The sequence below is a fragment of the Streptomyces sp. AC555_RSS877 genome (assembly GCF_019049245.1).
In the GTDB taxonomy this organism is placed as follows: Bacteria; Actinomycetota; Actinomycetes; order Streptomycetales; family Streptomycetaceae; genus Streptomyces.
This window is the reverse complement of the sequence record NZ_JAGMUK010000060.1, coordinates 1-25025: the sequence shown is the minus strand read 5'-3', so window position 1 is coordinate 25025 and position 25025 is coordinate 1. Positions and strand designations below refer to the sequence as shown.

General features: G+C 70.9%; 19 protein-coding genes and 2 pseudogenes. 10 read left to right on the top strand and 11 right to left on the bottom strand.

Annotation, left to right across the window (positions count from 1 at the left end):
• Positions 1-101 precede the first annotated feature (101 nt).
• Positions 102-1081, bottom strand: a pseudogene (gene solA, locus KUM49_RS26875) (N-methyl-L-tryptophan oxidase); the annotation flags it as partial.
• Positions 1082-1164: 83 nt separating this feature from the next.
• The gene (locus KUM49_RS26870) at positions 1165-1887 is read right to left on the bottom strand and encodes an aminomethyltransferase family protein (RefSeq protein ID WP_374200202.1); all 723 of its coding nucleotides are present in this window, start codon (positions 1885-1887) and stop codon (positions 1165-1167) included.
• Between KUM49_RS26870 and KUM49_RS26865 the strand changes: the two are divergent.
• Positions 1834-2703, top strand: a pseudogene (locus KUM49_RS26865) (NAD(P)/FAD-dependent oxidoreductase); the annotation flags it as partial. The gene KUM49_RS26870 and the pseudogene KUM49_RS26865 overlap by 54 nt on opposite strands.
• 50 nt (positions 2704-2753) lie before the next feature.
• On the opposite strand, the gene KUM49_RS26860 reads toward KUM49_RS26865, so the two are convergent.
• Positions 2754-3335, bottom strand: coding sequence for a hypothetical protein (locus tag KUM49_RS26860; RefSeq protein ID WP_217239536.1), 582 nt, complete (start codon positions 3333-3335; stop codon positions 2754-2756).
• Between the two features lie 419 nt (positions 3336-3754).
• On the opposite strand from KUM49_RS26860, the gene KUM49_RS26855 reads away from it, so the two are divergent.
• From KUM49_RS26855 to KUM49_RS26835, 5 genes are all read left to right on the top strand, one after another.
• A complete protein-coding gene (locus KUM49_RS26855; protein WP_217239535.1) occupies positions 3755-6796 on the top strand; it encodes a nitrate- and nitrite sensing domain-containing protein in 3042 nt (1013 codons plus the stop codon).
• The gene (locus KUM49_RS26850; protein ID WP_217239534.1) at positions 6793-7230 is read left to right on the top strand and encodes a roadblock/LC7 domain-containing protein; all 438 of its coding nucleotides are present in this window, start codon (positions 6793-6795) and stop codon (positions 7228-7230) included. Before KUM49_RS26855 ends, KUM49_RS26850 begins: the two co-directional genes overlap by 4 nt.
• A gap of 9 nt (positions 7231-7239) precedes the next feature.
• Positions 7240-7635, top strand: coding sequence for a DUF742 domain-containing protein (locus KUM49_RS26845; RefSeq protein ID WP_217239533.1), 396 nt, complete (start codon positions 7240-7242; stop codon positions 7633-7635).
• 468 nt (positions 7636-8103) lie between these two features.
• Positions 8104-8382, top strand: coding sequence for a hypothetical protein (locus KUM49_RS50780; RefSeq protein ID WP_217239532.1), 279 nt, complete (start codon positions 8104-8106; stop codon positions 8380-8382).
• A gap of 6 nt (positions 8383-8388) precedes the next feature.
• A complete protein-coding gene (locus KUM49_RS26835; protein WP_217239531.1) occupies positions 8389-8994 on the top strand; it encodes an ATP/GTP-binding protein in 606 nt (201 codons plus the stop codon).
• A gap of 113 nt (positions 8995-9107) precedes the next feature.
• Here KUM49_RS26835 and glpK read toward each other — a convergent pair whose 3' ends face one another.
• The 5 genes from glpK to KUM49_RS26810 form a co-directional block, all read right to left on the bottom strand.
• A complete protein-coding gene (gene glpK, locus KUM49_RS26830; protein WP_217239530.1) occupies positions 9108-10625 on the bottom strand; it encodes a glycerol kinase GlpK in 1518 nt (505 codons plus the stop codon).
• A gap of 85 nt (positions 10626-10710) precedes the next feature.
• Entirely contained in the window at positions 10711-11460 is a 750-nt protein-coding gene (locus KUM49_RS26825; RefSeq protein WP_217239529.1) for an MIP/aquaporin family protein, read from the bottom strand.
• Positions 11461-11818: 358 nt separating this feature from the next.
• A complete protein-coding gene (locus KUM49_RS26820) occupies positions 11819-13444 on the bottom strand; it encodes a GGDEF domain-containing protein (protein WP_217239528.1) in 1626 nt (541 codons plus the stop codon).
• A gap of 148 nt (positions 13445-13592) precedes the next feature.
• Positions 13593-14783 carry a lipid-transfer protein gene (locus tag KUM49_RS26815; protein ID WP_217239527.1) on the bottom strand — a complete coding sequence of 397 codons (1191 nt, stop codon included), beginning with the start codon at positions 14781-14783 and terminating at the stop codon, positions 13593-13595.
• The gene (locus tag KUM49_RS26810) at positions 14780-15205 is read right to left on the bottom strand and encodes a Zn-ribbon domain-containing OB-fold protein (protein WP_217239772.1); all 426 of its coding nucleotides are present in this window, start codon (positions 15203-15205) and stop codon (positions 14780-14782) included. Before KUM49_RS26810 ends, KUM49_RS26815 begins: the two co-directional genes overlap by 4 nt.
• Before the next feature lie 171 nt (positions 15206-15376).
• On the opposite strand from KUM49_RS26810, the gene KUM49_RS26805 reads away from it, so the two are divergent.
• Together KUM49_RS26805 and KUM49_RS26800 are read left to right on the top strand one after the other, a co-directional pair.
• A complete protein-coding gene (locus KUM49_RS26805) occupies positions 15377-16186 on the top strand; it encodes a M15 family metallopeptidase (protein ID WP_217239526.1) in 810 nt (269 codons plus the stop codon).
• A gap of 68 nt (positions 16187-16254) precedes the next feature.
• Positions 16255-16791, top strand: a complete 537-nt coding sequence (locus KUM49_RS26800) for an NUDIX domain-containing protein (protein ID WP_217239525.1) — start codon at positions 16255-16257, stop codon at positions 16789-16791.
• A gap of 2 nt (positions 16792-16793) precedes the next feature.
• Here KUM49_RS26800 and KUM49_RS26795 read toward each other — a convergent pair whose 3' ends face one another.
• Positions 16794-19160 carry a TIM-barrel domain-containing protein gene (locus KUM49_RS26795; RefSeq protein ID WP_217239524.1) on the bottom strand — a complete coding sequence of 789 codons (2367 nt, stop codon included), beginning with the start codon at positions 19158-19160 and terminating at the stop codon, positions 16794-16796.
• A 212-nt stretch (positions 19161-19372) separates the two neighbouring features.
• Between KUM49_RS26795 and KUM49_RS26790 the strand changes: the two genes are divergently transcribed.
• Positions 19373-21340 carry an acetoacetate--CoA ligase gene (locus KUM49_RS26790; RefSeq protein WP_217239523.1) on the top strand — a complete coding sequence of 656 codons (1968 nt, stop codon included), beginning with the start codon at positions 19373-19375 and terminating at the stop codon, positions 21338-21340.
• Positions 21341-21450: 110 nt separating this feature from the next.
• Positions 21451-22344 carry a hypothetical protein gene (locus KUM49_RS26785; protein ID WP_217239522.1) on the top strand — a complete coding sequence of 298 codons (894 nt, stop codon included), beginning with the start codon at positions 21451-21453 and terminating at the stop codon, positions 22342-22344.
• A 70-nt stretch (positions 22345-22414) separates the two neighbouring features.
• On the opposite strand, the gene ptsP is transcribed toward KUM49_RS26785, so the two are convergent.
• Positions 22415-24085 carry a phosphoenolpyruvate--protein phosphotransferase gene (gene ptsP / locus KUM49_RS26780; protein WP_217239521.1) on the bottom strand — a complete coding sequence of 557 codons (1671 nt, stop codon included), beginning with the start codon at positions 24083-24085 and terminating at the stop codon, positions 22415-22417.
• 78 nt (positions 24086-24163) lie between these two features.
• Positions 24164-24613 carry a PTS glucose transporter subunit IIA gene (locus KUM49_RS26775; RefSeq protein ID WP_217239520.1) on the bottom strand — a complete coding sequence of 150 codons (450 nt, stop codon included), beginning with the start codon at positions 24611-24613 and terminating at the stop codon, positions 24164-24166.
• Between the last annotated feature and the right edge of the window lie 412 nt (positions 24614-25025).

Sequence of the window (25025 nt, the reverse complement as noted above, 5' to 3'; positions counted from 1 at the left end):
TCGAACAGGCCGATGGGGTGCTCGGTGGTGCCGGTGAGGGCCAGGTCGGCGAGGATCTCGCCGACGACGGGCACGAACTTGAAGCCGTGCCCGGAGAACCCGCAGGCCACGGTGACGGACTCCGGGTGCGCGGGGTGCCGGGCGATGACGAAGTGCTCGTCGGGGGTGTTGGAGTACATGCAGGTGGCGGCCTTGAGGAAGGTGCCGGCAGGTCCGGGATGCAGCCGGCCATGTGGTCGGCCATCGCCTTGATCTCGTCCTCGTGGACCGTGCGGTCGATGGTCTCCGGGGTGGTGACCTCGCCCTTGCGGAAGAAGGCGACCTTGGCGCCGAGGTCGGGGCCGTCGATGGAGGGAAAGCCGTAGACCTGGACGCCGGCCGCGTCCTCCCAGATGTAGATCGGGTGGTTCTCGGGCAGGAAGGGCTGGACGTCCCCGGTCGGCTGGAACCAGTACATGACCTGCCGCTCGACGGTGAACGGCACCCCGATGTCGGTGAGCAGCTGAGGCGCCCACGCGCCCGGGCAGATCACCAGCTGGGACGCGGTGCAGGTGTTCTCCGCCGTATGGACGTGAACCCCGTCCTTGTACGGCTCCCAGCTCGTCATCGGCTCTTCGAAGTGCAGGTCGGCGCCCTGCCGGGTGGCGAGCTGGAGGTGCGCGGCGACGGTGTTCTCGGGCCGCAGAAGACCGGCCTTCGTCTCGAACAGCGCCACCTCGTCGTCGTTCGGCGCGAGGGTCGGGAAGCGGCGGCGGATCTCCTTGGCGTCCAGCATCTCGTGCGGCAGGTCCCACTGCTGGGCGGAGAGCAGCGAACCGGAGACGGTCCGGGACTCGGGGTGGCCGATCATCACGCCGCCGGGGAGGATCGCGATCTGGCGGCCGGTCGCCCGCTCCAGGTCCTCGTACAGCTCGTAGGCGCGCAGCAGCAGGGGAACGTACGCCGGGTCCTCGAAGTACGACTGGCGGGTGATCCGCGAACCGCCGTGGCTGGAGCCGCGGTTGTGCACCGGGCCGAACTTCTCCAGGCCCAGCACACGGGCACCGCGCGCGGACAGGTGGTGGGCGGCGGCGCTGCCCATGCCGCCGAGACCGATGACGATCACGTCGTAGGTGGGGGACATTGCATGCCTCCAGAGGGTGCGTCAGTGCTCGACAGCGGGCGTCATCGGCGGATGCGGGTCATCTTCGGGTCGAAGAGCGGTTCTTCGGCGACCGTCGCGGGGACCTTCTCGCCGAAGTACTCGATGTGCACGCCGGTGCCGGTGGTGAGCCCGGCCGGCAGCCAGGCGTACGCGACGCAGCGGCCGAGCGTGTAGCCGTACGAGGCACTTGTCACGTAGCCGGCGGGGGTGCCGTCGACGTAGACCGGTTCCTTGCCGAGGACCACGGCGGCGGGGTCGTCGAGGAGGAGGGGCGTGAGTTTGCGGGTCAGGGGAGCGTCGGTGAGCGCCGCGCGCCCCAGGAACTCCTTGTCCGTGCGGACCGCGAAGCCGACGCCCGCCTCATAGGGGGAGTGCTCGTCGGTCATGTCGGTGCCCCAGGCCTGGTACCCCTTCTCCAGGCGCAGGGAGTTGAAGGCCGAGCGGCCGGCGGCGACCACGCCGAGCTCCTGGCCGGCCTCCCACAGCGTGTCCCACAGACGCAGGCCCAGGTCGGCGGTGGTGTACAGCTCCCAGCCGAGCTCGCCGACGTAACTCAGACGCATCGCCGTCACCGGGACGTGCCCGAGGTAGGTCTCCTTCGCGCGGAAGTAGCCGAAGGCCTCGTGCGAGAAGTCGTCGCGGGTCAGCGGCTGGACGAGGTCCCGGGCGAGGGGCCCCCAGACGCCGATGCAGCAGGTGCCGGAGGTGATGTCCTTCCCGGCTCCGGCCTCACCGGCGTCCACACCCTGCGCACCCTCGACGACGCGCGCGCCCTGCGGGACGAACTCGGCGGCGGCCCACGTCAGGTCGTCGTCATCGGAGGAGGCTTCATCGGAGGCGAGACCGCGTCCTCCTGTACCGCCCTCGGCCACAGCGTCACCGTCGTGGAGGCCGCTCCGCTCCCGCTCGTGCCCCAACTCGGCCCCGAGATGGCCGCCGTGTGCGCCGCACTGCACCGGCGGGGCGGCGCTGACCTGGTCACGGGCATCGGGGTGGCCGCACTGCGCGGCACGGTCGCCGTCACCGGCGTCGAACTGTCCGACGGCCGCTTCCTGCCCGCCGACACGGTGATCGTCGGCATCGGCGCCACTCCCAACACCGCCTGGCTGGCGGGCTCGACGCTCGCCCTGCACGACGGTGTGCTGTGCGACGACGGCTGTGCGACGGCCCTGCCGCAGGTGGTCGCCGTCGGCGATGTCGCCCGCGTCGGCGGCACCCGCGCCGAACACTGGACGTCCGCGACGGAGCAACCCCGGGTAGCCGTGGCCAACCTGCTCGCCGGACGCACGCGGGAGACTGCCGGCTCGCTGCCGTACTTCTGGTCGGACCAGTACGGCGCGCGCATCCAGTTCGCCGGCCGCCGGCAGGACGGGGACGGTGTCCGCATCGCCGAGGGCGAACTCACCGACGGCACACCCGGCGAGGGCGGCTTCCTCGCCCTGTACGAGCGGGACGGCCGTACGACCGCGGTGCTCTCCGTGAACCGGCCGCGCCCCTTCATGCGGGCGCGACGGGAACTCGCACGCGGAGGGAGCAGGCCCCAGCCGGCCGCACTCTGAACGCCAGGACCGGAGCCGCAAGACGTTCGCCGGACCGGCCTTCCAGGACGTCAGGAGTGCGACAACTGCCCCGCGCCGCCCTGCCTGCGTATCCGCTCCTGGGCCCGCTCGGCGCCCCGTGCCTGTCGCCGTGCCTTGCGCCGCTCGCGTCGCAGGGCACGCGCACTGCTGCTGGGCGTCGACACCACGCCGTGGCGCTGGTTCCACACCTGACGGGTCACCCAGACGTCCAGGGCGCCCCAGGTGGCCACCACCGTGCTGGCGACGCTGCTGAGCACCATCGGGAACGCCAGCCAGGAACCGGCCATGGTGCACAGGAAGGCCACCATGGCCTGAATCAGCGTCACGGCGATGATCAGCACCGCCCGCACCGCCGAGGTCCGCACGGGATCGGGCAACCGGCGCCGCTGCGCAGGCTCCTCGATCCACAGCGGCCGGTAGGAGGACTGTTCCGGTGCCGCGCGGCCCTCGGCGCGCTCGACGGGCTCGGCCGGCCCGGCCGCGCTCCGGTACGCCACCGCCTCGCCCTTGTCCGTCGGAATGTCGTGATCCAGCGCCTCGGGGGCGCGCTGCGCCACCACGTGCGCCACCCTGCTGTCCGGCAGCGTCTCTTGTCGCTCCGCCGTGCCCATCACCGTGTCACTCCCCACCGCCTGCAGACCGCTCGCCCCGGATCCGAAGACCCGGCTCTCCAGTGGCTGCCCGGCTTACGCTGATTTACGCCGCCCGGGTGCGGGTCGCGACTCCTGTGGCCGATTCCGCCCCCAACTCCCATGAAGAACGACGAACGAATCCCCTCCAAGATTCCCAACGAACGCAAAATTCCGGCCAACTGGCCGGGAGGGCCGGTCGCGTCCGCACCAGCAGCTGCCAAGGAAAGGCAGGAGGCAATCTCCTGTCATGAGCGGACTTCTCACCATGTCTCGCCCTCGGCGCGGAAGTTCAGCTTCCGGACGGGTCTTCGAGTTACGCGTGCGTCAGTAGTAGGCTCGCGCCGTTTGTTGACGCACATCTGTACCCCTGCCGGTGGGGGGTCGAGCTGGGGGAGGCCATGCGCTTTCGCGGGAAGTCGATCCGCCGGAAGATCGTGGCGCTGCTCCTCGTGCCGCTGGTGTCCCTGATCGCGATCTGGGGCTTCGCCACGGTACTCACGGGCCGGGAAGTCGCCCAGCTCTTCCAGGTGTCGTCCATCGTCGAGAAGATCGGCTACCCCACCGAGGACACCGTCCGGGTCCTCCAGCAGGAACGCCGGCAGACCCTCGTCTACCTCGCCGACCCCCGGGCCTCGGACGCGCTGTCCGCGCTGCGCAGCACGCGCAGCGCCACCGACGAGGCCATCGTCAAGATCCGCCAGAACGCGAAGGACCCCGACGTCCGCGACGGACTCGACCCGGACGACGACGAACACCTCACCGCCGTCCTGGACGCGTTCGACGGCATCGACTCCCTGCGCCGCAGCGTCGAGGAGGGCACGGTCGACCGGTCCTATGCCCTCGACCAGTACAACCGTCTCGTCGACCCCTGCTACGCACTGCTCGCCTCCGTGGACGGAGTCGACAGCGTGGAGCTGGACAAGCAGGCCAGGGCCCTGGTGAACATCACCCGGGCCCGTGAACTGCTGTCCCGCGAGGACGCCTTGCTGGGATCCGCCCTGGTGGTCGGGAAGCTCACCCGCGACGAGGTCCGCGAGGTCTCCGACCTCTCCGCCCAGCGCACGCTGCTGTACGACATCAGCCTGCCGGTCCTGCCCGCGGCGGAACGCGAACGCTACGAACGCTTCTGGAAGAACGCCACGACCGCCCCGCTGCGATCGGCGGAACAGGCCGTCATCTCCTCCGGACCCGGCACCACCCCCGGCTCGGTGAGCGCCAAGAGCTGGGACGCCGTCGCGGGCAGCGCCCTCGACGAGCTCGCCACGCTCAACGACCAGGCCGGCGACCGCTACCAGGACCGCGTTCGCCCCGACGCCATGGGTGTCATCGTCAAGGCGGCCGTCGCCGGCGTCCTCGGCCTCGTCGCCCTGCTCTTCTCCCTGGTCCTGTCCGTGCGGGTCGGCCGCAGCCTCATCCGCGACCTGCGGCAACTGCGCCTGGAGGCCCACGAGGCGTCCGGCGTACGGCTGCCCAGCGTGATGCGCCGCCTGTCCGCGGGCGAACACGTCGACGTGGAGACCGAGGTCCCGCGCCTGGAGTACGACAAGAACGAGATCGGCGAGGTCGGCCAGGCCCTCAACACGCTGCAGCGCGCCGCCGTCGAGGCCGCCGTCAAACAGGCCGAACTCCGGGCCGGTGTCTCCGAGGTCTTCGTGAACCTCGCCCGCCGCAGCCAGGTCCTCCTGCACAAGCAGCTCACCCTGCTCGACGCCATGGAGCGGCGGACCGAGGACACCGACGAACTCGCCGACCTCTTCCGCCTCGACCACCTGACCACCCGGATGCGCCGCCACGCCGAGGGCCTGGTGATCCTCTCCGGCGCCGCGCCCTCCCGGCAGTGGCGCAAACCCGTCCAGCTGATGGACGTCGTACGCGCCGCCGTCGCCGAGGTCGAGGACTACGAGCGCATCGAGGTCCGCCGACTGCCCCGCGTCGCCGTCACCGGCCCTGCGGTCGCGGACCTCACGCACCTGGTCGCCGAACTCCTCGAGAACGCCACGGTGTTCTCCCCGCCGCACACCGCCGTCCAGGTGCTCGGCGAGCGCGTCGCCAACGGCTTCACCCTGGAGATACACGACCGCGGCCTCGGCATGGCCGCCGACGCCCTCCTGGACGCCAACCTCCGGCTCGCCGAGACACCGGAGTTCGAGCTCTCCGACACCGACCGGCTGGGCCTGTTCGTGATCAGCCGGCTCGCCCAGCGGCAGCACGTCCGGGTCTCCCTGCAGCCGTCCCCGTACGGCGGCACCACGGCCGTCGTCTTCATCCCCGACACCCTGCTGACGGACGACGTCCCGGACACCAACGGCCTCGGCTTCCGCCTCGACCGGCCCCGGCCCTCCAAGGAGGCCGAGCTGACGGAGGCCCGCCGCGCCCCGCTCTCCCAGGCGCCGGCCCAGCTGCCCGGCCTGCCGGCCGCACTCCTGGACGGCCCGGTCGAACTGGAGGCGCCGGTCGACCTCGACGCCCTCGCCGGCTTCCCGGGTGCCCTGGACGACGAGGACAGCGAACGGGGCGGACTGTTCCGCCCGCGCCGCTCCCTCACCGGTACCGACGACGAGCCCGCCTCCCGGCCCGGCGCGCCGCAGCACGCGTCCGCCGAGCCGCGCGACGCCGGCCAGGCCGACGACGATCTCATCGCCCCGGTCCCGCTGCCCGCCCGCCGCGCCCCCAAGCTGGTCAGCTCCCACGGACGCCCGGTCACCGACCAGCGCGGCCGGCGCGAAGAGGCGGACGTGGAACATCCGGCCGGCCCGAGCCGTTCGCGCCCCCAGCCGGCCGTTCCACTGGGACCGGCTCCCCTGCCCACCCGCCGCCGCGGCGCGAGCGCACTGCGCCGGAACCCCGGCGCGACGGACCGCGTCGACGACCAGCACACCGATTCCCCCACGGGCGCGGGCCCCGGCTTCGACGACCGCCGCACGGGGGCCGCGACCGGCGCGGGCCGTGAACGCGACGACCACGGCACCGGAGCACCGACCGACTTCGGCCGCGAAACCGGCGGACACCACACCGACTCTCCGTCCGCCGAGCGACCCGAGCCTTCCGGCCTCCCCAGGCGCACCCGGCGCGCCGAGATCACGTCGAGCGGTCCGAGCACGTCCGCCGGGCGTCCCGGCAGCGCGACACGGGGAACCGGATCCGGCTTCGGCACGGACTCCGGCTCCACTCCGGATTCCGGCTCCAGCCCGGATTCCGGCTCCGGCACCGCTCCGCTGCCCCGCCGAGTACGCCAGGCCAGCCTCGCCCCGCAGCTGAAGCAGAGCGCCGGGCGGCGCACCGACGTCAAGGCGGAGCCGGAGGAGCGGGACGCCGACGAGGTACGCAGCCGTATGGCCTCGCTCCAGCGTGGCTGGCAGCGCGGCCGCGAGGAGAACGCCGCGGGCGACGACGCCCACAGCGGCACAGCACCACAAGGAACAAAGGGGGACGGTCGATGACCGCACCGAAGGCGACCGGCCACACCGCGGGCAACAACAACGGCGAGCTCAACTGGCTCCTCGACGACCTGGTGGACCGCGTCGCGAGCATCCGCAAGGCCCTCGTGCTCTCCGGCGACGGCCTGCCGACCGGCGTGTCCAACGACCTGACCCGGGAGGACAGCGAGCACCTGGCCGCCGTCGCCTCCGGCTTCCACAGCCTCGCCAAGGGCGTGGGCCGCCACTTCGAGGCGGGCAGCGTCCGGCAGACGGTCGTCGAGCTCGACGACGCCTTCCTGTTCGTCACGGCCGCCGGCGACGGCAGCTGCCTGGCCGTCCTTTCGGACGCGGATTCGGACGTGGGCCTGGTGGCGTACGAGATGACGCTCCTGGTGAAGCGGGTCGGCGTGCATCTGGGTGCCGCTCCGCGCACCGATCTGCCTCAGAGCGGGTAGTGGGATGACATGAGCTCAGACGGTCAGGGAAGAAGTCACTGGTTCGACGACGAGGCCGGACCGGTCGTCCGTCCGTACGCCATGACGCGCGGCCGCACCACCACTACGGGGCAGCACCGCCTCGACCTCATCGCGGTGGTCGTCACGGAACCCCAGGCGGACGACCCCGAAGGCGACCACACGCTGTCCCCCGAACACGTGGACATCGTCGACCTGTGCCGTGACACCCCTCAGTCGGTCGCCGAACTCGCCGCCGAACTCAACCTGCCCATCGGCGTGGTGCGGGTCCTCGTGGGGGACCTCGTGACCGGGGAGTTCGTCCACGTCAACCGGCCCGTGCCCCCTGCCGAACTGCCGGACGAAGGCATTCTGCGGGATGTGATCAACGGCCTCAGGGCGCTGTGACCGACCGCCCCGCCCAACGAGGAAGCCGGTTCCGTGAGCGCCGCGAGGCGCTCACGGACGGCGTCGGGGAAGGGAGTCGCACGGCCGGCGGGTGCGTACGGGAGCCGGCCGGTGCTGCGCAGGAACGCTGCGACGCCCCGGTCACGTTCGGCGCCCGTTCCGTCGGGTCACCCTCCGCCCAGCCACCACGCCATGTGAACGCCCGCGTCTTCGAGGTGAAGACACCACCAGCCCTGCCCGAGGCGCCCGGCCACCGGATCCGGACCGGCCACCGGATCCGGACCGGCCACCGGATCCGGACCGGCCACCGGATCCGGACGGCCACCGGATGCAGACCGGGCACCGCGGAGGGACCGGGCACGGAAACCGCACTCCCGTTATGATCTGACCGATCGTCGACGACCATCCGCAGCAGTTCCCCGCCGGCCTGCGGGCACGGTGCCGAGCAGTGCCATCGGAGAGACAGACGTGACGACAGGCTGGCAGTTCCGGGTCGACCGAGGCGGCACCTTCGCCGCCCGGGAGCCTGTCGAGGCCGTTCGCATGGGGACGACCGTCGCCACCGACGCCCTCGGCCGACCCGGTGCGGCGGGCGCCAACGGCGTGGAACGCGCGGCCGGTTCGGCCGGCGGCGGCCTCGCCGGAGGCGACGCGGCGGACGTCGGCCCGGCGATGCACTCGTCATCGCAACCCCCGGCGGCAAAGGCTACGGCCCTTTGGCGCCCGACCCCCATCAAGCAGGAGTAGAGATCGATGATCTTCGGGCGTTCTGAGCGCGGCAAGCCCCCGGTCGAGCCCGTCACGTTCAAGATCCTGGTGGCCGGCGGATTCGGCGTGGGCAAGACCACCCTCGTCGGCGCGGTCAGCGAGATCAGGCCGTTGCGCACCGAGGAACTGCTCACCGAGGCAGGACGCCCGGTCGACGACACGAGCGGCGTGGAGGGCAAGAACACCACCACCGTGGCCATGGACTTCGGCCGCATCACGCTGCGCGAGGACCTGGTGCTGTACCTCTTCGGCACGCCCGGCCAGGAGCGGTTCTGGTTCATGTGGGACGAGCTCTCCGAAGGCGCCCTCGGAGCCGTCGTGCTCGCCGACACCCGCCGCCTGGAGGACTGCTTCGCCGCCGTCGACTACTTCGAGCGGCGCTCCATACCCTTCGTCGTCGGCGTCAACTGCTTCGAGGGAGCGGCCCGTTATCCGGCCGAGGACGTACGCCAGGCCCTCGACCTCGACGACGGCGTACCGCTCCTGCTGTGCGACGCCCGCGACCGGGAGTCCGTCAAGCAGATCCTCATCGGCGTGGTCCAGCACGCGATGGCGTACGCGGCGGAGCGCCGCCAGGCCGTCACGACGTGACACGGGCGCGGCCCGTACCCCCGCCGACCGGGGTACGAGCCGCTGTCCGTGGGCCGCCCACGGGGGGGACGCACGCGCGCGTGGGCCTAATCGTCGTCCACGCGCGCGTGCCCTCAGTTCTCGTCCTCCAGCCAGCCGAAGCTCTTCTCAACGGCCTTGCGCCAGTTGTGGTATTCACGGTCGCGGGCCGACGCCTCCATGGCGGGCGTCCACTCGACGTCCTTCTGCCAGTGCGTCTTGAGCTCGTCCAGGTCGTTCCACACACCGGTGGCGAGGCCGGCCGCGTACGCGGCGCCCAGACAGGTCGTCTCGGACACCTTGGGCCGGATCACCGGCACGCCGAGCACGTCCGCCTGGTGCTGCATGAGCAGGTTGTTCTTCGTCATGCCACCGTCCACCTTCAGGGTGGTGATCTGCACCCCGGAGTCCTGGAACATGGCGTCCACGACCTCCCGCGTCTGCCAGCTCGTCGCCTCCAGCACCGCGCGGGCCAGGTGCGCCTTGGTGACGTACCGGGTGAGCCCGGTGACGACACCGCGGGCGTCGGACCGCCAGTACGGCGCGTACAGGCCGGAGAAGGCGGGCACGATGTACGCACCGCCGTTGTCCTCGACGCTCGCCGCCAGCGGCTCGATCTCGTCGGCGGTACGGATGATGCCGAGCTGGTCCCGGAACCACTGAACCAGCGCCCCCGTGATGGCGATCGACCCCTCCAGGCAGTACACCGGCGCCTCAGTGCCGATCTTGTATCCCATCGTCGTCAGCAGGCCGTTCTTCGAGGGCACCGGCCGGTTGCCCGTGTTGAGCAGCAGGAAGCTGCCCGTGCCGTACGTGTTCTTCGCCGTGCCCACGTCGTAGCAGGCCTGACCGAACACCGCCGCCTGCTGGTCGCCGAGCGCCGAGGCGACCGGCACGCCCGCGAGCTGGCCCACCGCCGTGCCGTACACCTCGGCGGACGACCTGATCTCGGGCAGGACGGCCTCGGGCACGTTCATCGCGGACAGGATGGCGGCGTCCCACTGGAGGGTCTCCAGGTTCATCAGCATGGTCCGCCCGGCGTTGGTCACATCGGTGACGTGCCGTCCGCCGTCGGTGCCGCCGGTGAGGTTCCAGATCAGCCAGGAGTCGATCGTGCCGAAGGCGATCTCACCGCGCTCGGCACGCGTCCTGAGGCCGGGCACGTTGTCGAGCAGCCAGGCCGCCTTGGGCCCCGAGAAGTAGCTGGCCAGCGGCAGCCCCGTCTGCTCGCGGAAACGGTCCTGCCCGTCCGGGCCGCCCAGTTGGCTGCACAGCGCGGCCGTACGCGTGTCCTGCCACACGATCGCGTTGTGCACCGGCTTGCCGGTGGCGCGGTCCCACAGGACCGTCGTCTCGCGCTGGTTGGTGATGCCGAGCGCGCTGAGCTGGTCGGCGCGCAGACCGGCCTTGGCGATCGCCCCGGCGACCACCGCCTGCACCTTGGACCAGATCTCGGTGGCGTCGTGCTCCACCCAGCCCGGCTTGGGGAAGATCTGGCGGTGCTCACGCTGGTCGACGGCGACGATCGCGCCGTCGTGGTCGAAGACGATGCAGCGGCTGGAGGTGGTGCCCTGGTCGATTGCGGCGACGTACTTCGCGGCGTTGTCCGTCATGGCTACCCCTTGGGCTGGGATTCAGGATGCTGCTCGAAGCTGTTCGGCGGTTGCTGGTTCGGAAGCTGCTCCATCCGGAAACCGCTCAGAAGGCTGCGTTGTAGATGAGGCCCGCGAGCGCTCCGCCGATCAGCGGGCCGACGACCGGGATCCAGGCGTAACCCCAGTCGGAGCCGCCCTTGTTCGGGATCGGCAGCAAGGTGTGCACGAGGCGCGGGCCGAGGTCGCGCGCCGGGTTGATGGCATAGCCGGTGGGCCCGCCGAGGGACAGACCGATGCCGACGACCAGCAGCGAGACGATCAGCACGAGGGTTCCGGACTCACCGAGTCCTGTGGTCAGCCCGAAGGCGAGGATCGGCAGGACGAGCGCGACGGTGGCGATGATCTCCGTGACCAGGTTGGCGACCGGGTTCCGGATCTCCGGGATGGTGGAGAAGATGCCGAGCGTCGGCAGCGGTTCTTCCGCCGTGCCCTCGGTGGTCCCCGTCTCCCGGACGTTGGCCTGGAACTGGGCGAAGTACGTGAGATAGCACAGGACGGCGCCGAGCATGGCGCCCACCATCTGGCCCAGCAGATAGACCCAGACCTTGCCCCACTCGCCGGTGTCCACGGCGATGCCCAGCGTGACGGCCGGGTTGAGGTGCCCGCCGGACAGGGGAGCGGCGGTGTACGCGCCCGCCAGCACACCGAATCCCCAGCCGAAGGCGATCACGATCCATCCCGAGGCTCTCGCCTTGGAATATCTCAGGGTGACGGCGGCGCAGACGCCGGCACCGAACAGGATCAGGATCGCGGTACCGATGATCTCGCCGACGAAAATGTCTCCGTTGCTCATGGCGGCTCCTAGGCCCTGGGCCGTGGGCCCGTGACGAGCGGCCCCGGCCCTCCGTGCAGGATGCGGTTCCCTTGGCGAACTGCCGAGGGCAGGGAGAGTCCCGCGCCCCGCCCGGCGTCCGCGACGAGCGTGCCGTCGCAGCCGAATCGCCCACGGGGTTCGGGCCTCGGCTCGGATGGGCCCGCGCAGCGCAGTGCCTGAATACGCCGAGAATGTACGGCGATGTCGACTGACACCGGAAGTGTTCACCGGCGCCCCGAGAGCGTCAAGGTCGCCGACGACAACGGTTGAGGGGCATGCGGCCACCGACTGCCCGCCCGCCTCCCACACGCCGCCGACCGCCCCCGCTCCCCCTCACCTACACCGCTCGCACAGCCGTCACACCCGCCCCCCGACGGATCTCGTGCCCCGGCATCCCGGCGCGCCCCACCACCCAACTCGCCCCGTCCAGCGACTTCGCGGCCCCTTTCAGCGGTGCCAGACAGGCCGCCGCTTCCCGGTGGTCCGTCACACTGCCCGGCACGCACAGCACCGTGGCCAGGGACAGCGTGACGGCACGCCCGCCCGCCGACCAGGGGACGTCCAGCACGGAGGCGGCCAGCGGTTCCAGCCCGTCCGGATCGGCGAGCACCAGGAAGTCGTCCCCGCCGATGTGGCCCACCCGGGCACTGCCGGACACGGCGTGCAGCAGTGCCCGCCCCACGGACCGGATCAGCTCGTCGCCGGCCGCGAAGCCGGCCCCGTCGTTGACCTGCTTGAAGTGGTCCACGTCCAGCCAACTCAACGCGAACGTCCGCCCGTCCGCGATCCGCCGGTCCACCTCGCCGGTGATCGCGTCCGAACCGGGCAGCCGGGTCAGCGGATTGAGCCCGGCCGCCTCCTCGACCCGGCTCTCGGCTAGCGCCCGGACCAGGTCCGCGAGCCGTACGACGCCCACGCACCGGCCGTACCGGTCGACGACCGCCACGTCGTCCGACGTACGGTCCCGGTCGCCGACCGCCAGCACGTCCAGGACCTCCCACGCGGTGGCGTCGACGCCCACCGTCCTGGGCGGGTCGCCGAGCTTGGCGGCGGGCCGGTCGGCGTACAGGGCATGGCCGTAACGCCCCGACATGGACAGCAGGAAGCGGGACCTGTGCACCGACCGCACCGGCACCCCGTCCTGGTCCACGAGCAGCACGCCGGACACGTCCGGCGACCCCGTCAGCAGCGCCCGCACCTGGCTCGCGGACGCGGTGACGGGCAGCAGCGCGGCGGGCCGTACGAACTCCCGCACCGTCGGCCCCGAACGCGGCGCCCCGACGACCTCGGGGGAGCGGGGCGGGACGTAGACCTCCGCGACCGGCAGCCTGGACGGTGGCGCGAACAACTCGCCCTGCGCGAGCTGCGCACCGGCCGCCAGCGCCCCGGCGCACTGCGCCTCGGTCTCCACCCCCTCGACGCACAGCAACGCACCCACCTCGTCGCACAGGGTCCGCATCGCCCGCACCGCAGCCGGCCGCGCCAGCAGCGACGCGTCGAGCTTCACCAGGTCGGGCCCGATATCGGTGAGCAGCCGCAGGGGTACGTCCCCGTCACCGACGCCGTCCGCGCTGATCCGGAACCCCTGCCGGCGCAGCCCGGCCACCGCCTCCAGCAGCGCTTGCTGCGGTACGTGGATGTACGGCGGGCCGACGTCGATCGTCACCTCCCACGGCAGTCGCCCCGCCTGGCGCACGGCGTCGTGCAGCGGCGTGAGTCCGCCGAGGTCGGCGAGCGTGCCGGCGAACACGTTGACGTGCAGCGGCAGCAGCGTCTCCCTGCGAACCGCCGAACGCACCGCCAACACCGCGAGTCGGCCGTCGAGTTCGGGGTCACGACGGGCCTCGGCCAGAATGTCCCCGGTCTCCGGGCGGGCGAGTATCTCCAGACCCGCGACCCCGCCGGTCGTCAGATTGATCACCGGCTGGAAGGCGAAGCGGAGAGTATCCATCCAGGAGTGCACGGGAGCATGATGGCGTCGTCGGCGCACGCCCAGGCCCAGTTCATGAGACGTTCACGCAGCATTCCCGGGCGGTCACGCAGCGTACGGGAAAGCCCTTGCATCCACTGTGGCTCGCTGATGGCCGCCCGGACTCCGGCCCGCTCGCCGCTCACCGCACCGCGATCACCGCCGAACCGTGCCCGAACAAGCCCTGGTTCACCGTGATCCCCACACGTGCGCCCGCGACCTGCCGGTCACCCGCCACCCCCCTCAACTGCCAGGTCACCTCGCAGACCTGGGCGATCGCCTGCGCCGGCACGGCCTCCCCGAAGGAGGCCAGCCCGCCGCTCGTGTTGACCGGTATGCGCCCGCCCAGGGTCGTCGCCCCCTCCCGCAGCAGCTTCGCCCCCTCGCCCTCCCCGCACAGCCCCAGATCCTCGTACCACTGCAACTCCAGCGCGGTGGAAAGGTCGTACACCTCGGCGAGGGAGACATCCTCGGGCCCGATGCCGGCCTCCTCGTAGGCCGCCCGGGCCAGGGACGCCCGGAAGGTCTCGGCGGCGGGTTCGGCGGCCACCGCGGAGTCCGTCGCGATGTCCGGCAGATCCAGCACGGTGTTGGGGTACCGCGGCGTCACCGTGGACACGGCCCGGATCCGCACCGGATCGGCCACCCCGTGACGGCGCGCGAAATCCATGCTGGACAGCACCACGGCTGCGCCGCCATCGGAGGTCGCGCAGATGTCGAGCAGCCGCAGCGGATCGGCGACCACGGCGGAGGCGGCGACCTCCTCGGCGGTGACCCGCTTGCGGTAGCGGGCATGCGGATTGAGTGCGCCCAGGGCGGAGTTCTTCACCTTGACCTGCGCGAAGTCCTGCGTGGTGTCGCCGTGTACGGCCATCCGTCGGCGCGCGTACAGCCCGAAGTAGGTGGGGTTGGTCGCTCCGAGGACCCGGAAGCGCAGCCAGTCCGGATCATCGGGCCGGTCTCCGCCCGCCGGCCGGAAGAACCCCTTTGGCGCGGCATCGGCGCCGACCACGAGCACCACTTCCGCGAGACCGGACAGTATCTGCCCGCGCGCGACGTCGACGGCCTGCGCCCCAGACGCGCACGCCGCGTACACGCTCATGACCCGGGCCCCCTGCCAGCCCAGCGCCTTCGCGAACGTCGCCCCCGCCACATATCCCGGGTAGCCCCCGCGCACGGTGTCCGCGCCGACGATCGAGCCGACGTCCCGCCACTCCAGCCCGGCGTCGGCAAGCGCCGCGCGGGCCGCCACCACTCCGTACCCGACGAAGCCGCGCCCCCATTTGCCCCACGGGTGCATGCCCGCGCCGAGCACCGCCACCTCACCTGTCACTCCGTCACCCCCGTCGGCCGCCACTGCCAGGTCGTCCAGATGGTCTCCGCGTCCTCATGGAGCACCCCGGGCACGACCTCCACCTCCATACCCACCGCCAGATCACCGACGGTGACCCCGGGAACCGCCTGCCCCAGCACCACCATCCGCTCTGCCTCCAGCTCCACAGCGATCAACGTGCACGGCTCCCACGGAAGTTCCGGATCGGTCACATAGGGTGACGGAGGCCGGTACTGGCTGTCCGTGTACGACCAGATGCGTCCGCGCCGGGAGAGCGGAACCGCCTCCAGGGCGCCGCCGGTACACCCGGGATTGCGGCAGTGGTTGTCCTCGCGGGGGAAGAACACCGAAGCGCATGCGCGGCAACGCGTGCCGAGCAACCTGAAGTCGTCCCCGTCGCCGGCGAACCACCCCTCGACCACAGGCGTATGAGTAAGCGACAAGGTCCCTCCCCGACACCAGATCTGACGGAACGTCAGAAGTGTGCCACGGGCGGCGCCGCATGGGCAGGCCGCCGTCGCAGTGCTCCTGTGGAGGCGGACCGCATCCGATCGCTTCCCCTGCGGAACACACTCCTGATAGACGCAGGAGACATGACACGACTGACGAGCACACTGCGCGGGCTGGTCACCCTGTGCGCCGCCCTGCTGGCCGTGGCCACCGCCTCCGCCACGGCCGGGGCGAGCACCGACCCGAAGGCGCCGGAGAACTTCGTGGCCCTGAGAACCGTGGACCCGACGATCCTCCAGGAGATGCGTTACTTCACCCCGCACAACTTCGTCGGCGAGCGCATCGACGGCTACCGCCAACCGCTGTGCATCCTCACCCGCCCCGCCGCCGAAGCACTCCACCAGGCACAGGTGAACCTCCTGCGCCAGGGCTACACCCTCAAGGTGTACGACTGCTACCGGCCGCAGCACGCCGTGGACCACTTCGTGCGCTGGGCGAAGGACCTCGACGACGAGGCCATGAAGAGCGAGTTCTACCCGGACGTCGACAAGACCCGACTGTTCGAGGACGGTTACATCGCCGAGAAATCCGGTCACAGCCGCGGCTCGACCATGGACCTCACGATCGTGAAGCTCCCCGCGAAGCCGACCAGGCCGTACGTCCCGGGGGAGTCCCTGGTGCCCTGTTACGCCCCCAAGGACGAGCGTTTCCCGGACAACTCCGTCGACATGGGCACCGGCTTCGACTGCTTCGACACCCTCTCGCACACCCTCGACCCGCGCATCCAGGGCGAACAGCGGACCAACCGGCTGCTCCTCAAGAGCACCCTGGAGAGCCTCGGCTTCGTGAACCTCGCCGAGGAGTGGTGGCACTACACCTACAAGCCCGAGCCCTGTCCGGACACCTACTTCGACTTCCCGGTGTCCGCGAAGTCGCTGACCAACAGCCGTTGAACCCCGACCGACCGCAATGAGGCCACCTCCGGAAGACGCTCTTCCGATGATCGGATACAGTCCGCCGCGTGTCCGAAACTCAGCACTCCATCCCCAACTCCCCGCCCGGCTCCCACTGTTCCGCCTGTGGAGCTCCCTACGGAGCGGGCGTCTCCGGCTGGCCCCGCACCTGTCCGGCCTGCACGACCGTCGCCTACCGCAACCCGCTCCCCGTCGCGGTGGCCCTCCAGCCCGTGTACGACACCCAGGGCTCCGCTCTGGTGGTCATCACCCGGACCGTCGCCCCCGCGCGCGGAGGCATCGCGTTGCCAGGCGGCTACATCGACGACCGCGAGGACTGGCGGCACGCCCTCGTCCGTGAACTCAAGGAGGAGACCGGCATCGACGCGGCGAGCCGCGACGTACGACTCGTCGACGCGCTGAGCTCGCCCGACGGGCACCTCCTGCTGTTCGGTGCTCTGCCGGACCGCCCGGCCGACGGCCTCGGGCCCTCCGAGGCCACGGACGAGACAGAAGGCTGGCACCTCCTGCGACGGCCGGAGGAGCTCGCCTTCCCCCTGCACACGCTGGCCGTCCGGGCATGGTTCGAGGGCCGGTACCTCTGACCTCAGCCTGTCTGCAGCCCTCGTACGCGCACCGGGTGAGGCGGCTCGCTCACGCCGTCCTCACCCTCCCGCTCGACGACCACCCGTGAGCCCTCCCAGCGAGTGACATAACGCTCGATCTCCGGCTCCTCCCAGCCGTCACCCCCGTCCGGCACCACCAGCCCGCCCCCGGTACGTCCCCGGGCGGGCGCCCAGACCTCCAGTTCCAGCCCGCCGTCGTCGCCACGCACCGGGATGACGGCGCCCGCCCGCGCGAGCACGGGTATCCGAGACAGCGGAGCGTCCACGAGGACCTGCGCCGGCCCCTCGTAGGCCCGCCCCGTAGCCGTGTCGTACCAGCGCCCCCGCGGCAATCGCACGGCGCGCCGGTCCGCGCCCGGATCGAGCACCGGCGCCACCAGCAGGCAGTCGCCCAGCACGAACGCGTCCTCACAGTCCCGCAGCGCCCGGTCCTCGGGCGCCGACCACCACAGGGGGCGCACATAGGGAGCCCCCGTATGGCGGGCCAGATGCGCGAGCGTCACGAAATACGGCAGCAGGCGACGGCGTTCGACCAGGGCCACGCGCGCGTGCTCCAGCACCTCCGCACCGAACTCCCACGGCTCCCGGCGTCCGGCCCGCAGACTCGCATGCGTGCGGAAGAGCGGCAGATACGCGCCCAGCTGGAACCATCTCAGATAGAGCTCGGGCGACGGGCTCCCGTCGAAGCCTCCCACGTCCGGCCCGGAATACGGCACCCCGCACAGCCCCAGCCCCATGACCAGCGACAGTGACGCCCGCAGCCCCGGCCAGCCCGTGGCGACATCGCCGGACCACGCCCCGCCGTAGCGCTGCATCCCCGCCCAGCCGGAGCGCGAGAAGACGAAAGGACGCTCCTGGGGGGCCAGTTCGCGCAGCCCCTCGTATCCCGCCCGGGTCATGCACAGCGCGTACACGTTGTGCGCCTCACGATGGTCCCCGCCCCGCCCCTCCAGGAAATGTCTGGCCGACCGCGGCAACGTGGACTCGCCGAACGCCGTGAACGAGGTGGGTTCGTTCATGTCGTGCCAGAACCCCGAGAAGCCCTGCGCGAGCCGTTCCTCATAGAGGCGCCCCCACCACTGACGCACGCGCGCGTGTGTGAAGTCCGGATGGGCGGCCTCCCCAGGCCACACGACACTGCGCACGAGCCGTCCGCCTGCGTCCCGCACGAACGCGTCCTCGGCCGTCCCACTGTCGAACACGGTGTTGCCCGGCTCGGCCTTGACGGCGGGATCGACGATCGACACCAGCCGGATCCCGTCCCGCCGCAACTCCTCGGCCAGCACCGGCAACTTGGGGAAACGATCCTGATCGACGGTGAACACCTGGTGCGCGTCGTAGTGGTCGATGTCCAGATGGACCGCGTCGAGGGGCAGCCCCCGCTCCTGATAGCCCGAAACGATCCGCCGGACCTCCTGCTCATCACCGAAGCCCCACCGCGCGTGATGGTGACCGAGCGCCCAGACCGGCGGCAGCGCCGGCGCCCCGGTGAGCGAGGCCCAGGCGAGCAGCACGCGCGCGGGGGTGCCCACCACCACCCAGGAACGCAGCGGCCCCCCGTCCATCCGCAGATCGCACGTGCCTGCCCGGTCATGACCGGACCCGGCGCCCTCCTCGCCCTCCCGCAGCGTGACCGTGCCGTCCCACGAGGTGTCGTGGAACACCAGATGCGTGCCCGCGTCGGCCACCACCAGCTGCACCGGCATCGTCACGTACAGCGGATCGTCGCCCGGGCCGAACGGCCGGCCCGGATCCGTGTTCCACAGCCGGTACGCCCCGTCCCGCAGCCGGGGCCCCGAAGCACGCCCGCCGAGTCCGAAGAACCGTGCGTCCGAGGCCACCTCCGAGCGCTGCATCCACCGAGCCGGCCCGCCGCCGACCGGATCCCACCACCGGGGCGGCAGATCCCGGCGCAGCGTCACTCCTCCGGGCGTGAGCACCTCGATCGCGCCGTGCCGCGAGACGACGACCGTCACCCGCTCGGCCACGACCCGCCAGCCGCCGTCCTTGTCCGGTTCCAGCAGCGCCCGCGGGTCCGGCTCCGGACACCGGTCGGCGAGCGCGTACGACGGCTCGGGACCGGCCCCGTCCCAGCCCCAGAACACGGCTCCGTTCGCGGCGACGGTGATCCGCAGCTCGGAGCGGCTGAACCGGAGAAGACCGCCCCCCGGACCCGGCTCCACGTCCCGCACGGGCCCGGGCACCCGAGCCCGTTCGGACCCCCGCAGCGGCAGCCCGGAGGCATCGGCACGCCTCCTGCGCCACGCGGCTCGCACGGTACGCAACCCCTGGGCCGCCCCCGCCGAACCGACTGCCTTCACCGAACGCACCAGGTCACGACCGTCCATGCTGCTCAGCCTGCCATCGACCGGCCCACATATGCGTCTCGTTCAACTGCCGTTCACTCGTGCAGGGACCACATCTTCACGACACGGACTATGTGGGGCACACCCTGGTGTTGGAATTGATCACATGGCATCGTCCGTGTCAGCCGCGTCACGCGCACACCCAGCCCGTGCGCGGAGGACGCACACGACGCGCACAGTCCGGGAGCCGCCCCATGCCGACCATGAACCCCCAGCCGCTCTGGCAGCCCGATCCGGAACGCATCGCCCATGCACAGGTCACCAGATTCCAGACCTGGGCGGCGGAACGCCACGGCGCCCCTTCAAAGGGCGGCTACCCCGCGCTGCACCGCTGGTCCGTCGACGAGCTCGACACGTTCTGGAAAGCCGTCACGGAGTGGTTCGACGTACGGTTCTCGACCCCCTACGCGCGCGTGCTCGGGGACCGCTCGATGCCCGGCGCCCGGTGGTTCCCCGGAGCGACCGTGAACTACGCCGAGCACGCCCTGCGGGCCGCCGAGACCCGCGCGGACGAACCGGCCCTCCTCCACGTCGACGAAACCCACGACCCTGTCCCCGTGACCTGGTCCGAACTGCGCCGTCAGGTCGGCGCCCTGGCCGCCGAGCTGCGCACGCTCGGAGTTCGCCCCGGTGACCGCGTCAGCGGCTACCTCCCCAACATTCCGCAGGCCGTCGTCGCCCTCCTGGCCACCGCCGCCGTAGGCGGAGTGTGGACCTCCTGCGCCCCCGACTTCGGCGCCCGCAGCGTCCTGGACCGCTTCCAGCAGGTGGAACCGGTGATCCTCTTCACCGTCGACGGCTACCGCTACGGCGGCAAGGAGCACGACCGCCGCGACACGGTCGCCGAGCTGCGTCGCGAACTGCCCACCCTGCGCGCCGTCGTCCACATCCCCCTCCTCGGCACCGAGGCCCCCGAAGGCGCCCTGGAGTGGTCGGCCCTGACGGCCGCCGACACGGAGCCCGTCTTCGAGCAGGTCCCCTTCGACCACCCCCTCTGGGTGCTCTACTCCTCGGGCACGACCGGCCTGCCCAAGGCCATCGTCCAGTCCCAGGGCGGCATCCTCGTGGAGCACCTCAAGCAGCTCGGCCTGCACTGCGACCTGGGCCCCGAGGACCGCTTCTTCTGGTACACGTCCACCGGCTGGATGATGTGGAACTTTCTCGTCTCCGGCCTCCTCACGGGCACCACGATCGTCCTCTACGACGGCAGCCCCGGCTACCCGGACACAGGCGCCCAGTGGCGGGTCGCCGAACGCACGCAAGCCACCCTCTACGGCACCTCGGCCGCGTACGTCATGGCCTGCCGCAAGGCCGGCGTGCACCCCGGCCGCGACCACGACCTCTCCAGCGTGCGGTGCGTCGCCACCACCGGCTCGCCCCTGCCGCCCGACGGCTTCCGCTGGCTGCACGACGAGGTCCGCGAGGACCTGTGGATCGCGTCCGTCAGCGGCGGCACGGACGTCTGCTCCTGCTTCGCCGGAGCCGTCCCGACCCTCCCCGTGTACGTCGGTGAGCTCCAGGCCCCCGGACTGGGCACGGATCTGCAGTCCTGGGACCCGAGCGGAAAGCCCTTGATCGACGAGGTCGGCGAGCTCGTCGTCACCAACCCCATGCCGTCCATGCCGATCCACTTCTGGAACGACCCGGACGGCAGCCGCTACCACGACAGCTACTTCGACACGTATCCCGGTGTGTGGCGCCACGGCGACTGGATCACCGTCACCTCACGCGGCTCGGTCGTCATCCACGGCCGCTCCGACTCGACGCTCAACCGCCAGGGCGTCCGCATGGGCTCGGCCGACATCTACGAAGCCGTCGAACGCCTGCCCGAGATCAAGGAATCGCTCGTCGTCGGCATCGAACAGCCCGACGGCGGCTACTGGATGCCTCTCTTCGTGCACCTGATCCCGGGAGCCACCCTCGACGAGACCCTCCTGAACCGCATCAAGCAGACCATTCGCGAACAGCTCTCCCCCCGCCACGTCCCCGACGAGGTCATCGAGGTGCCCGGCATCCCGCACACCCTCACCGGCAAACGCATCGAGGTCCCCGTGAAGCGCCTGCTCCAGGGGACCCCCTTGGAAAAGGCCATCAACCCAGGCTCCATCGACAACCTCGACCTGCTCCGCTTCTACGAGGACCTGGCCCACAAACACGCCTGATCCACAGCTCCCCAGCCCGAGGCCGTGGGCGACCACCTCAACGCGGACACCGTTGTCAGTGCCGCCGATTACTGTGAGTGAGCATTGATCGAGCGCACACAGGGGGAACCATGGCGCACACCGACCACCAGACCATGCGACGCGTCCTGCGCCGCGAAATCGCCGGCACCATCGGCCTGCTGACCGACGAGCACGACTTCCGCGCCATGCGGCGCTACCGCAGCTTCACCTTCGACGACCACAGGACCTATCTGCGACAAGTCGAAGACCTCCTCAAAACCCGCGCCGCGCAGGGCAGCCACACCACCGTCGCCCTCTTCGACCCACAGGAGTACGCCGAATTCTGCACGGCCGCGGGCCTCGACCCGGACGTCCAGTCCAGCCGCACACGCTTCACAGCGGACCTCGCGACAACGGGCCCGACCATCCCCTACGACGGCCGGCCCCTGGCCGACCTCGTACCGGCCCTCGTCGACGAAGCCGTCCGGCAGGCGACCTGGGAGTACGCGAGCACCCTGCTGGCGCGCCTCGGCGCCTGTGCCGCCTGCGGCGAGGACATCGGCCGGGCAGCCTTCGTCCGCGCCTCCCACCTCCTCGTCCGCATCCTCGAAACAGCCGAGCGCGGAGACCGACACCTCGTCTGCAGCATCACGGGCACCCCGGAATCACTCGTGTCCGTTCTCCGCACGGAGGAGGAGAGCGACGGCACCACGCACCTCGACGAGGCCGAAGCCCTCGAATTCACCACCGTCCTGGCCCTCGGCCTCGCCACCCACGGACCTGGCGGCCTCGTCATGCGCACCAGCGCCCCTGGCGCCCCGGACCGCATCTACGGCTGGCGCATGCGGGGAGAGGGCCTCGAACCCCTCACTGCCGGAGAAGTCTTCGACGCCTACTGCACCGACATCGACTCCGGTGACCCCATCTCCCCGGAATCGGACGTCGACTACTGCGTGCCGCCCGAGCTCGGTGACATGGGGCAGACGCCGGGACACCACCACTGAACGCAGGAGGGGCGCCCCACCCGCAGGTGGAGCGCCCCTCACGACACGGCAAGGGTGGCCGGGCCGACTGCTACTCGCCGGACAACACGGCCTGTGCCGCGGTGCGCGCATCCTCAGCACTGTCCGAAGCCCGCGCGGCAGCCGCGGCCCGCTCACACTGCGCCAGCGTGTACTTCGCCAGCGTCGCCCGAACATAAGGGATCGACGCCGCACCCATGGAAAGAGAGGTGACGCCCAGACCGGTCAGCACACAGGCGAGCAGCGGGTCGGACGCGGCCTCGCCGCAGACCCCACAGCTCTTGCCCTCGGCCTTCGCCGCGTCGGCGGACAGCGCGACCAGGTCGAGCAGCGCGGGCTGCCACGGATCCTGCAGACGGGACACTGCCCCCACCTGACGGTCCGCGGCGAAGGTGTACTGCGCGAGGTCGTTGGTCCCCAGGGACAGGAACTCGACCTCCTGCAGAATCGAGCGCGCCCGCAGCGCGGCCGACGGGATCTCCACCATCGCGCCGAACTTCGCCCGCAGTCCGGCTTCACGGCACGCGTCCGCGAACGCCCTCGCGTCGGCACGGTCCGCCACCATCGGAGCCATGACCTCGAGGTACACCGGCAGCCCCTCGGCAGCCTTGGCGAGCGCGGTCAGCTGCGTGCGGAGCACATCCGGGTGGTCGAGCAGCGACCGCAGGCCACGCACGCCCAACGCAGGGTTCGGCTCATCGGCCGGCGTGAGGAAGTCCAGCGGCTTGTCCGCCCCCGCGTCCAGCACACGCACCACGACACGTCCCTCAGGGAACGCCTCGAGCACCTGACGGTAGGCGTCGACCTGCTTCTCCTCCGACGGAGCGTTCTTGCTGTCGTCGAGGAACAGGAACTCGGTACGGAACAGACCGACACCCTCCGCCCCGGCCTCGACGGCCGCCGGCACGTCGGCCGGACCGCCGATGTTCGCCAGCAGCGGCACCTTGTGACCGTCGGAGGTGACGCCCGGCCCCGTGGAGGCGGCCAGCGCGGCCTTGCGCTGGGCAGCCTCGGCCGCCATCTGCGTCTTCCGTTCCTCAGTGGGGTTCACGAAGATCTCGCCGGTGCTCCCATCCACCGCGATCATCGTGCCCTCGGCCAGCTCACTCGCTCCGGGCAGCGCCACCACTGCCGGTACGCCGAGAGCACGGGCGAGAATCGCACTGTGGCTGGTCGGCCCGCCCTCCTCGGTGACGAAACCGAGGACCAGGGTCGGGTCCAGAAGCGCGGTGTCGGCCGGCGCGAGGTCCCGCGCAATGAGGACGTACGGCTCGTCGCTGTCCGGGACACCCGGCATAGGCACCCCGAGCAGGCGTGCGACGATACGATTCCGCACGTCATCGAGGTCGGCCACACGACCGGCCAGGTACTCACCAGCTCCGGCGAGCAGGGCCCGGTAAGCGGCGAAAGCGTCGTACACCGCACGCTCGGCCGTGCTCCCGACGGTGATACGCCGCTCCACGTCCGCCATCAGCTCGGGGTCCTGAGCCATCATGGCCTGCGCCTCAAGCACCGCTTGGGCTTCACCCCCGGCCAGGTTGCCGCGTGCCATCAGGTCGGCCGCCACAGCCTCGACGGCTTTGCGGGCGCGCCCCTGTTCACGCCCCGCGTCCTCCGGTGGGCTCTGCTTGGCAGGCGGTTCCAGCACCGCCGTTCCCATGTGCCGAACTTCGCCGATCGCCACACCATGGCTCACGCCGACGCCTCGCAGCGTTGTCTCCATCTCACCCGTCCCGATAGTGCGGCGGGTCCCGCCGCCGCGGTGGTTGTCCCTACTTGCCGTCATCGGACGGCGCCGGCGTCACTTCCAGACGAAGAGACTGTCGCCGGACTTCACGTCGCCGTCCTCACGGAGCTCGGCGAGCGCCTCGGCCGTGGCCTCGAGTGCCACGATCGGGCAGACCGGAGACTTGCCGGCGGCCTCGACCGCCGCCGGATTCCAGCGCACCACACTCTGACCACGCGTGACGGTGTCGCCCTTGTTCACGAGCAACTCGAAGCCCTGACCGTTGAGCTGCACAGTGTCGATGCCGAGGTGGGTGAGTACACCGTGTCCTGTCTCGTCGACGACGACGAAAGCGTGCGGGTGCAGCGAGACGATGACTCCGTCCACGGGCGCGACAGCCTCGGAAGGCTCACGCACAGGGTCGATGGCCGTGCCGGGGCCGACCATGGCCCCGGAGAAGACCGGATCGGGCACCGCGGCCAGTCCGATGGCGCGTCCGGCAAGAGGGGACGTCACGGTGGTCATGGGAAGCCTCCCAGGGGTGGAGATCTATATGGACACCGTCACTGCATGTCACGGACGGCGCGCTGATCAGCAGGGTATGTCATACGAAGTACCGGTACGCACGGGAGATCCCGATTGGAGGTCTAGACCACATCTCCAATCGATTTGCACCCGCTCTGCGGCCCCGTGTACAGTCGTACTCCTGCTCGGGGCTGAGTGACGCACACCTGGCGTCCTTGCCCGGCAGCACCCAACTTGGCAGATCCTATCTCGGGGCCAACTTCTGCATGCCCGCAGGACGGTGGTCGGAGGGCCGGAAAATCACTGCTAGAGTTGGAAACGCAAGACCGAAGGGAAGCGCCCGGAGGAAAGCCCGAGAGGGTGAGTACAAAGGAAGCGTCCGTTCCTTGAGAACTCAACAGCGTGCCAAAAG